At 68.9% G+C, this 8950-nt stretch carries 11 protein-coding genes; 3 read left to right on the top strand and 8 right to left on the bottom strand.

What is annotated here, in order from left to right:
- Positions 1 to 192: transposase (locus PSA7680_RS16710; RefSeq protein WP_217808310.1), on the top strand; the 192-nt coding region annotated here is incomplete at its 5' end.
- A 123-nt stretch (positions 193 to 315) separates the two neighbouring features.
- Here PSA7680_RS16710 and PSA7680_RS16705 read toward each other — a convergent pair.
- The 3 genes from PSA7680_RS16705 to PSA7680_RS16695 are packed head-to-tail and all read right to left on the bottom strand — an operon-like array spanning position 316 to position 3647.
- Positions 316 to 2109 (bottom strand): bifunctional molybdopterin-guanine dinucleotide biosynthesis adaptor protein MobB/molybdopterin molybdotransferase MoeA, encoded by a 1794-nt coding sequence (locus tag PSA7680_RS16705; RefSeq protein ID WP_085869824.1) that lies wholly within the window; start codon positions 2107 to 2109, stop codon positions 316 to 318.
- Positions 2106 to 2729, bottom strand: a complete 624-nt coding sequence (gene mobA, locus PSA7680_RS16700; protein WP_085869827.1) for a molybdenum cofactor guanylyltransferase MobA — start codon at positions 2727 to 2729, stop codon at positions 2106 to 2108. Before mobA ends, PSA7680_RS16705 begins: the two co-directional genes overlap by 4 nt.
- 30 nt (positions 2730 to 2759) lie before the next feature.
- Positions 2760 to 3647 (bottom strand): formate dehydrogenase accessory sulfurtransferase FdhD, encoded by an 888-nt coding sequence (locus tag PSA7680_RS16695; protein WP_139838704.1) that lies wholly within the window; start codon positions 3645 to 3647, stop codon positions 2760 to 2762.
- A 51-nt stretch (positions 3648 to 3698) separates the two neighbouring features.
- Here PSA7680_RS16695 and PSA7680_RS16690 point away from each other — a divergent pair, with 51 nt between their 5' ends.
- Together PSA7680_RS16690 and PSA7680_RS16685 are read left to right on the top strand one after the other, a co-directional pair.
- Complete coding sequence (locus PSA7680_RS16690) at positions 3699 to 4415, top strand: AzlC family ABC transporter permease (RefSeq protein WP_085869822.1); 717 nt, start codon at positions 3699 to 3701, stop codon at positions 4413 to 4415.
- Entirely contained in the window at positions 4412 to 4735 is a 324-nt protein-coding gene (locus tag PSA7680_RS16685; RefSeq protein ID WP_085869821.1) for an AzlD domain-containing protein, read from the top strand. Before PSA7680_RS16690 ends, PSA7680_RS16685 begins: the two co-directional genes overlap by 4 nt.
- A 17-nt stretch (positions 4736 to 4752) precedes the next feature.
- On the opposite strand, the gene PSA7680_RS16680 is transcribed toward PSA7680_RS16685, so the two are convergent.
- The 5 genes from PSA7680_RS16680 to PSA7680_RS16660 form a co-directional block, all read right to left on the bottom strand.
- On the bottom strand, positions 4753 to 5364 hold the full coding sequence (locus PSA7680_RS16680) for a hypothetical protein (RefSeq protein ID WP_085869820.1): 612 nt from the start codon (positions 5362 to 5364) through the stop codon (positions 4753 to 4755).
- A gap of 41 nt (positions 5365 to 5405) precedes the next feature.
- Positions 5406 to 5540 (bottom strand): aa3-type cytochrome c oxidase subunit IV, encoded by a 135-nt coding sequence (locus PSA7680_RS16675; RefSeq protein WP_085869819.1) that lies wholly within the window; start codon positions 5538 to 5540, stop codon positions 5406 to 5408.
- An 88-nt stretch (positions 5541 to 5628) separates the two neighbouring features.
- Entirely contained in the window at positions 5629 to 6093 is a 465-nt protein-coding gene (locus PSA7680_RS16670) for a DUF6173 family protein (RefSeq protein ID WP_085869818.1), read from the bottom strand.
- 41 nt (positions 6094 to 6134) lie between these two features.
- A complete protein-coding gene (locus PSA7680_RS16665; protein WP_085869817.1) occupies positions 6135 to 7184 on the bottom strand; it encodes an MBL fold metallo-hydrolase in 1050 nt (349 codons plus the stop codon).
- Entirely contained in the window at positions 7181 to 8899 is a 1719-nt protein-coding gene (locus PSA7680_RS16660; RefSeq protein WP_085869816.1) for an acyl-CoA dehydrogenase, read from the bottom strand. The genes PSA7680_RS16665 and PSA7680_RS16660 overlap by 4 nt, the downstream gene beginning before the upstream one ends.
- Between the last annotated feature and the right edge of the window lie 51 nt (positions 8900 to 8950).

Raw genomic sequence — 8950 nt, 5'->3', positions numbered from 1 at the left:
AACGTCCGCGTGGTCAGGACCGTCGACCGAGACCTCTACCGCGAACGCAACAAGGTCGAACGGTTCTTCAATCGTCTCAAACACTTCCGCGGCATCGCAACGCGATACTTCAAAACCGCAGCAAACTTCCTCGCCGCACTTCACCTCGCTTGCTCAAGGCTCTGGATCAGACATTATGAGTCCACGACCTAGCCGCCACCGCGTCGAGGCACCGCCCGGCGGCACGCCGGGCCGCCCCCGACCGCCCCCATGGGCGGGGGCTTTCAGCCCCCCGCCCGCGGTCCGGGCCAACCCTCGGCTCCGGCAATTTTGCCTTCACCCCAGCCCGAAGCTTCCGTAGGGCAGGAAGCGCACCGGATCCCCCGGCGCGATCTCCCGCGCGCCGTCTTCCAGTTCCACGAGCCCCTCCGCCCAGGAGAGCCCCGAGATCCGCCCCGAGCCTTCCGAGGCAAAAACCTCCGCTTTGCCCTCGTCGTTCAGCCGCGCGCGCAGATATTCGCGGCGCCCCGCCTTCTTGCGCTTGGAGAACGCCGCCGGAACGGCAAAGCCCGTGGGCTCCAGCCATGCCCCACCCGCAAGGACGGAGAAAGCAGGCCGCGCGAAGATCAGGGTGCAGACGAAAGCCGCCACCGGGTTGCCGGGCAGGCCGAACACCGGAACGCCCTCCCACAGGGCCAGCGCCAGCGGGCGGCCCGGCTTCAACGCGATGCGCCAGCTCTGCATCGCGCCCTCTTCCGTCAGAAGCGCTGAAACGTGATCTTCGTCTCCCGCCGAAGCGCCGCCGCTTGTCAGGATCACGTCGGCCTCCTGCGCGGCGCGGATGAGCCGGGCCCTCAAGGCCGCCCGATCATCGGCCACGTGGCCCAGGTCCACCGGCTGGTGCCCCCAGCGCCGGGCCAGGTCCAGCAGCATGGGGCGGTTTGCGTCGAAAGTGCGGGCCGGATCCATCGTGCTGCCGCTGGGCGCCAACTCGTCCCCCGTGGAGAGCACGCCCACCCGCAGGGGCCGGAAGGCCTGCACCGATGTCACCCCGACCGCCGCCAGCAGCGCCAGTTCCGGCGGACCGAGCCGGCGGCCGCCGGCCAGCGCCTCGGCGCCCTCCGCCACGTCCTCCCCAGCCCTGCGCAGGTTCGCCCCGGCCTTCACCGGGCCGGCAAAGGCGATGTGCCCGGTGTCCACCGTCACGTCTTCGTCCATCACCACGGTATCGACGCCCGGCGGCACCAGCGCCCCGGTGAGGATGCGCAGAGCCTGACCCGCCGGCAGGGCCCCGGCGTAGGGCGCGCCAGCGGCGGCGCGGCCCGGGGCGAGCGGCAGGGCGAAAGGCCCCTCGCCCGGCACGTCCGCCGCGCGGATCCCGTAGCCGTCTACCGCGCAGTTGGCGGCCGGCGGGTTGGCCCGCGCGGCCATCGCCGGCGCGGCAAGGATGCGCCCGGCCGCCTCGGAAAGCGGCAGGGTTTCGGCGGGCACGACACAGGCAAGCCCCTCGCGGAGACGGGACAGCGCCTCGTCCACCGGGGTCCAGTCCACCCCCGGCGGCAGGGCGAAGCAATCGTTCTTCAGGCGGCGTGGTGGCGTGATCGCAGGGGCCGGAGCGTCCGTGGCCGGGGTCTGCACCAGCCCCACTTCGGAAAGGATGAAATCGGCGATCGCGGCGGTGTCGTCCAGATCGAAGACGGGACGGTCCGACACCGGCACCGGGCTGTCGGCCGCCACCGCGCGCACCGTGGGATCCTCCGGCGCAATCAGCGGATTCCCGGCCTCGGCCCGGAAGGCCTCCACCTTCGGGTGCCCGTCGCGCTTGTAGCCTTCCACCAGCACCAGATCCACTGGCGCCAGCCGCGCCAGCTGTTCGGCAAGCGCGGGCTCGGGCGCGCCCCGCAACTCGTGCATCAGCGCCCAGCGGCTGCCCGACGCCAGCAACACCTCCCGCGCGCCGGCTTGGCGGTGGCGGTAGCTGTCCTTGCCGGGCTGGTCCACGTCGAAGCTGTGGTGGGCGTGCTTCAGCGTGGAAACGCTGAAGCCGCGGCCGGTGATCTCGGCCACCAGCCGCTCCATCAGCCCCGTCTTGCCTGCATTCTTCCAGCCGACGACACCAAAGACTCTCATGCGACCTCCCCGGCGGCCATCGCCCGTGCGGTTTCCAGATCCTCGGGCGTATTGACGTTGAAGAACGGATCATAAGGCTGCGCCGGGAACCGCGCGGTGGCGGTGCCGTGGCGGTCCGTCCAGTGCACGACCTTGCGCAGCCCCCCTTCAAGGGCCTCGCGCAGATCGTGGCGCAGGGCGACGGGCCAAAGGCCGAACGTCGGGTGCCGCCATTCACCGCCGTCGGGCCGCGGCGTGGCGGCAAGGGCGATCGGCTTGCCGGCGGTTTCCGCCGCCAGAAGCAGGCGCGGCACCAGATCCTCGGGAAAGAAGGGCGTGTCCGCGGCAACGCTGACAAGGTGATCGGCGCCCTGCGCGGCGGCCCAGTCCAGGCCGGCCAGAACCCCGGCCAGCGGGCCGGGATAGCCGGCGATGCCATCGGCGAGCACGGGCAGGCCGAAGGCGGCGAAGCGGCCCGGATCCCCGTTGGCGTTCAGCGCAAGGCCGCCCACCTGCGGACCGATGCGCCCGATCACCCGCTCAAGCAGGGAGACGCCGCCGATTTCGAGCAGGCCCTTGTCGCCGCCGCCCATCCGGGTGGCCTTGCCCCCGGCCAGGATCACGCCCAGAGGTTCACGCAGCATGCTGGCCTCCGCCATTCGTTCCAGATCTCATTGCGCGGATTTCCGGCGATGCTTCTTTTCCTCCGGCGGCACCGCCGTGGGATCGGCATCCCACAGGAGCCGCTCCTCCCCGGCGAGGCAGACGAACCGCTGCCCGCGCAGCCGCCCGATCACGGTGAGCCCCACCTGCCGGGCGATCTCCACCCCCCAGGCGGTGAAACCGGAGCGCGACACCAGCACGGGAATGCCCATCTGGGCGCATTTGATCACCATTTCCGAGGTCAGCCGGCCGGTGGTGTAGAGAATCTTGTCTTCGGCCGGCTCGGACTCCGCCATCATCCAGCCCGCGATCTTGTCCACCGCGTTGTGGCGGCCCACGTCCTCCATGTAGACGAGCGGCTCATCCGCGCGGCAGAGCACCGTGCCGTGGATGGCGCCGGCTTCAAGGTAGAGGCTCGGCGTGCGGTTGATCCGGGACGACAGCGCATAGAGCCACGATGTCCGGACCTGCGTCCGCGGCAGGTTGAGCCCTTCGAGCCCTTCCATCATGTCACCGAAGACGGTGCCCACGGCGCAGCCGCTGGTGCGGGTCTTCTTCTGGAGCTTCTCTTCGTAGTCCGTTTCCCGCGCGGTGCGCACGACCACGGTCTCGACTTCCTCGTCGAAATCCACGGCCACGATCTCCTCGTCCGGGCGCAGCATGCCCTGGTTGCGCAGGAAGCCGAGGGCCAGATACTCCGGGTAATCCCCGATCGTCATCGCCGTCACGATCTCCTGCCGGTTCAGGTAGATCGTCAGCGGGCGCTCCTCCACCACGGAAATCTCGATCGGCTGCCCCGCCTGATCCAACCCCGAGACGGCGCGGGTCAGCCCCGGACGGGCCGGGTCCGGCGCGATCCGATAGCCTTCAACGGTTTCCAGCCTCGCCAATTGCAACTCCCTCCCGAAACGCCTATGCGGCTTCAAGGCTCACCTTAGGGAGATATCATGCCTGCCTCCACCATCAAATCGGCCTACCTGCGCGGCCTGCGGCAGGGCCTTCCCTTCCTCATCGTCATCGTGCCCTTCGCAACGCTGTTCGGGGTCGTGGCGAGCGAGGCCGGGCTGAACGTGGCGCAGGTGCTGGGCTTTTCCTTTCTGGTGATCGCCGGGGCCTCGCAGTTCGCCGCCGTCCAGCTGATGACGGAAAACGCGCCGACGCTGGTGATCATCGGCACGGCGCTGGCGGTGAACCTGCGCATGGCGATGTATTCCGCTTCGCTGGCGCCCCATATCGGCACCGCGCCGTTCTGGCAGCGGGCCCTGGTGGCCTATTTCCTGGTGGATCAGGCCTATGCCGTCTCGATGGTCGATTACGAGGAACGGCCGCAGGAGCCCGTGGCGGCCAAGATCGCCTTCTTCTTCGGGGCGATCACCTTCGTATGCCCCTTCTGGTATGGGTTCACCCTCGCAGGCGCCTTGATCGGCGCCAGCATCCCGCCGGAATACGCGCTGGATTTCGCTGTGCCCATCACCTTCCTGGCGGTGGTCGCGCCGATGCTGCGCACGCTGGCCCACGTGGCCGCTGCGCTCACCTCCATCGTGCTGGCGCTTGCGCTTTCGGCCCTGCCCTACAACCTCGGCCTGCTGGCGGCGGCGGTGGCGGCCATGGCCGTGGGTGCGCAGGTGGAACTCTGGATGCAGCGCCGGGGGATCTGGACATGAGCGACACGACGATCTGGCTCATCATCGTGCTGACGGGGATCGGCACCTTCCTGATCCGCTTCTCCTTCATCGGTCTGATCGGCGGCCGGCAACTGCCCGACTGGCTGCTGCGCCTGCTGCGCTATACTCCAGTGGCCGTGTTGCCGGGCCTCGTGGCGCCGCTGGTCGTCTGGCCCCCGGCCACGGGCGGCGAGACGGACCCGGCCCGGCTGGCCGCCGCCGCGGTGACGCTCGTGGTGGGATACCTGACGAAAAACCTGCTCGCCGCCATCTTCGCCGGCGCCGGCACGCTGTTCGTGTTGCTGAACGTTCTGGCCTGAGCGCCCGAAACCGCGGGCTAGAGATCGCCCTGGCGGCCCAGAAGCTCCTTGTGCGTGTCGGGATCGACATCCCAGCGCACGCGGGTCTTCACGCCCGGCACCTGGGCGAAGTATTCGCGCAGTTTCTTGGGGAACATCGTCGGCTTCACCGCTTCGAAGCCGGGCACCTGCGACAGAAGGTTGCTGATCGAGCTGGCGCAGAACGAGGGCCCGACGGGGCCGTTCGCCCGCGCCAGGGCCAGGGCCATCTCCGCCACTTCCGGCGAAACCTCGACTTCCTGAATGGTGACTTTCACCGTCTCGCGGGCGTGGAAATCCTCGTAGAACTCCACCGCCTGCGGGATCATGCCGAAGATGACGTCGCCGCGTTCGGGCAGCGACTGGTGATACCAGCTGCCGGCGGGATCGAAGAGCACCTGCTGGGAGGCGGAGATCAGAAGGCCCGAGTGCAGGCCTTCGTCGTTCTGGGTGCTCACCATGGTGTAGAGCGTGATCCGGGTCGGGCCCGGATCGCGGTAGGCCACCGCCGCGATGGCCTCGTCGGACGCCCCGACTTCCTTGCCGGAACAGCCGGTGAGAACCGTGCTGGCCGCGAGGCCGGCGATGAGGGTCCGTCGATCGAGGTTCATAGGCTTCCTCCCAGTGAACCCCGCCCGGGGCCTGCGTCGGCTCAGCTGTTGAAGATCGCCAGGAAGATCAGAACGCCGATGGCGATGCCTGCCCCCCAGGTCACGAACTTGATGAAGCCCGCGAAGGTTTTCTCTTGAACGGTGATGTCCATTTCACCCGGTTTGTAGTCGGCCATGTCCGGCAGTCCCTTGTTCGTTGCTTGGTCAGCGTTTGAGCGCAGTGCTAGCCGATTTTCGGCGCCCTGTCACGGGGGCGGATTGCGGCTATTCGCCCTCCAGATCCTGCGCCAGCCGGAAGCCGATGCGTTGCGGCGGCGCGTCGGCCTCCGGGTTCGCTCGCGGCAGGGCGCGCAGCATCACGCTCAGCTGGCTGACATGCTGGATCAGCTGGGTTTTCGCCCCCGAGGGATCGGTACCGTAGAAGGTGACGATATCGGGATCGAAATACCCCAGTCCTTCGATGCGCAGCACGCCGGCATTGCCGCCCGTCATGCCCATGGCCACCTCGTGCGCGTTGTCGAGTTGCTCTTCGAAGTTGCGGATGTAGAGGATCAGCCGCTCGTAGGCCCATTCCGCCGGGCTTTTCTGCTCCACCGGCTTCTGCGCCACCCGGGGCGGCAGCGGACGCTGCTCGGCCGCGCGGGCGGCGGGATCGGTGTGCACCGCGTGGGCGCGCGGCAGCACGGCGCCCTCGGCGGCCTCGGCGGTGGTGCGGATATCGTCTTCCATGCGGGTTCCTCCCCTTGCGCGCGGCCCTCTGGGGGCGCGGCTCAGCCCTTCAGTTGCCAGAGCCAGGCGCCATCCTCCCGGCGTCGGCGCGTGACCTCGCCCCGATGCCACAGGTGAACCACATGGGCCATGGTCTCGGCAAGGGCGAGCCCGTATTCCGACGGGCCGATCTCGCGCTTGAACATCGGGGCGAAGCACTCCCCGGCGGTGCGCGGCTCGGCAAGGTGGCGCCGCAGCCGGCGCAGGGCGCCCTCGTGATTCTCGATCAGCTGTCGCATCCGCAGCGGCAGGCCGGTGAAGGGGCGCTTGTGGCCTGCAAGCACAAGATGCTCCGGGCGCGCCAAGGCGGCCAGGCGGCGGCAGCTTTCGTCCCACTCCGCCACCGGATCGGCCTCGGGCTCGGTCGGGTAGAGGCCGATGTTGGGCGAGATCGACGAGATGATCTGATCGCCCGCGATCACGAGATCATCGTCGAGGCTCCAGAAGGTGGCGTGTTCGGGGGCGTGGCCGTGGCCGATGTGCACCGCCCAGCGCCGCCCGCCCATGGTGAGCACGTCGTCCTGCCGGATGCGCCTGTAGCCGAGCCGCAGAACGCCCACGCCATCGGCGAAGTTGAACGGGCGCTCGGCCTTGCGGGCCTCGTAGATGGCCTTGTCCATCCCGGCCGAACGCCAGAAGGCAAGCTGCTCGTCGGTGGGGCGCTCCTGCACGTCGAGCGTGAGCATCCGGGCATAGAGATAGGTGGTGCGCGTGGCGAGCAGCTCGACCCCGTGTTCCTGCTGGAACCAGGCGGCAAGGCCTACGTGATCGGGGTGGTAGTGGGTCAGCACCAGCCGCCGGACGGGTTTGCCCGCCATCGGCCCCTCCAGCACCGCCTGCCACTGGCCGCGGGTCCTGCGGGTATCGAGGCCGGTGTCGATCACCGTCCAGCCGTCGCCGTCATCCAGCGCGTAGACGTTCACGTGATCCAGCGCCATCGGCAGGCTCAGCCGGATCCAGAGAACGCCCTCGGCGATCGGCACGGCCGCGCCGAAGGCCGGCGGCTCTTCGATCGGGTATCCGATCCCCTGCCGCGCGGCCGCGCCGCTCATGCGGCGAGATCGGCGTCGGTGATCGCGTAGAGCCCTTCGGCGCCTTCCTGGACATGGGCCAGAAGGGCCGCGTGTTCGGGCAGAAGGCGCTTGATGTAGAAGGTCGCGAGCCGGCTGCGCGCGCCGGTGCCGCCCTCGGCCTGCGCGGCCTTCAGGTGGTAGTGGGCACCGAGCACGCGGGCGAAGGCCCGCAGGTAGGGCACGCAGCCGGCGAAACGATCGTTCAGATCCTCGCGCCCGAGCAGCCATTCCGTCGTTTCCCGCAGCGATTCCGCGGCCGCCCAGACGGCGCCGGCCAGATCGGGAAACTGCGCCCGGCAGGCTTCGGCGTGGGTCTCGACCTCTTCGAGCAGGCGGAAGGCGGCCTCGCCGCCGTCCATCAGCTTCCGGGCGACGAGATCCATCGCCTGGATGCCGTTGGTGCCCTCGTAGATCGGCGTGATGCGGGCATCGCGGGCGTATTGCGCCGCGCCGGTTTCCTCGATGAAGCCCATGCCGCCGTGGATCTGCACGCCCTCGTAGGCGACGGCATTGCCCACGTCCGTGCCATAGGCCTTGGAGATCGGCGTCAGGAAGGCGGCACGCGCGGCCCAATCGGCCGAACCGGTGGCGTGCTGCATGTCGATCGCCACGGCACAGGCCAGGGTGATGGCGCGGGCGGCGAAGATCTCGGCCTTCATCGTGGCCAGCATCCGGCGCACGTCGGCGTGCTCCACGATGGCGCCGGAGCCGCCCTTCACCGGGGTCTTGCCCTGCTTGCGGTCCATCGCGTAGGCCAGCGCGTGCTGGTAGGCGGCTTCGGCCATGGCCACGCCCTGCGCGGCCACGCCGACGCGGGCGTTGTTCATCATCGTGAACATGGCCTTCATGCCGCCGTGTTCCTCGCCCACGAGCCAGCCCGTGGCGCCGTCGAACTCCATCACCGCGGTGGGAGAGCCGTGGATACCCATCTTGTGCTCCAGCGAGACCACCCGAAGGCTGTTGGCCACGCCCGGGTTGCCCTCTGCATCGGGCAGTTTCTTGGGCACGAGGAAGAGGCTGATGCCCTTGGTGCCGGGCACGCCGTCGGGCAGGCGCGCAAGCACGAGGTGCACGGTGTTCTCATGCAGGTCGCTGTCGCCCCAGGTGATGAAGATCTTCTGCCCCGTGATCGCATAGGTGCCGTCGCCGTTGGGCTCGGCCTTGGTGCGCAGCGCGCCCACGTCGGAGCCGGCCTGCGGCTCGGTCAGGTTCATCGTGCCGCTCCAGATGCCGGCGTTCAGCTTGGGCAGGTAGAGCGCCTTCAACTCGTCGGAGGCGTGGTTCTCCAGTGCTTCGATCTGGCCCTGGGAGAGCAGCGGGTTCAGTTGCAGCGCCATGCAGGCGGAGGCCATCATGTCGTTCACGGCGGTGCCGACGGAGAAGGGGAGCCCCATGCCGCCATAGGCGGGATCGGCCGCCAGACCGACCCAGCCCCCTTCGCGGATCGCCTCGTAGGCCTCGGCGAAACCGGGGGAGGAGCGCACGACGCCGTTCTCCAGCCGGGCCGGGTGCAGATCACCGTTGCGGTTGACGGGCGCGATCACCTCCTCGCACATCTTCCCGGCTTCGGCGAGCACCGCCTGGGTGACATCGCTGGTGGCTTCCGCGAAACGCTCCGTGGAAACCACCTCGTTCAGGCCGACGATTTCTTCGAAAATGAAGCGAAATTCCTCGACGGGCGCGCGATACGGCATGACCTTCTCCCTTACAGCGCTTGGAATCGGCGGAATCCGGCGCTAATCACT

The sequence above is a fragment of the Pseudoruegeria aquimaris genome (assembly GCF_900172235.1).
Taxonomy (GTDB): Bacteria; Pseudomonadota; Alphaproteobacteria; order Rhodobacterales; family Rhodobacteraceae; genus Pseudoruegeria; species Pseudoruegeria aquimaris.
This window is presented reverse-complemented; position numbering and strand designations above follow the sequence as displayed.

Coding starts and splice junctions, on each gene's coding strand:
- PSA7680_RS16680 (WP_085869820.1), bottom strand. CDS start 5,364: ATGAACCTCGATCGACGGACCCTCATCGCCGGCCTCGCGGCCAGCACG.
- PSA7680_RS16665 (WP_085869817.1), bottom strand. CDS start 7,184: ATGAGCGGCGCGGCCGCGCGGCAGGGGATCGGATACCCGATCGAAGAG.
- PSA7680_RS16685 (WP_085869821.1), top strand. CDS start 4,412: ATGAGCGACACGACGATCTGGCTCATCATCGTGCTGACGGGGATCGGC.
- PSA7680_RS16660 (WP_085869816.1), bottom strand. CDS start 8,899: ATGCCGTATCGCGCGCCCGTCGAGGAATTTCGCTTCATTTTCGAAGAA.
- PSA7680_RS16690 (WP_085869822.1), top strand. CDS start 3,699: ATGCCTGCCTCCACCATCAAATCGGCCTACCTGCGCGGCCTGCGGCAG.
- PSA7680_RS16705 (WP_085869824.1), bottom strand. CDS start 2,109: ATGAGAGTCTTTGGTGTCGTCGGCTGGAAGAATGCAGGCAAGACGGGG.
- PSA7680_RS16675 (WP_085869819.1), bottom strand. CDS start 5,540: ATGGCCGACTACAAACCGGGTGAAATGGACATCACCGTTCAAGAGAAA.
- PSA7680_RS16670 (WP_085869818.1), bottom strand. CDS start 6,093: ATGGAAGACGATATCCGCACCACCGCCGAGGCCGCCGAGGGCGCCGTG.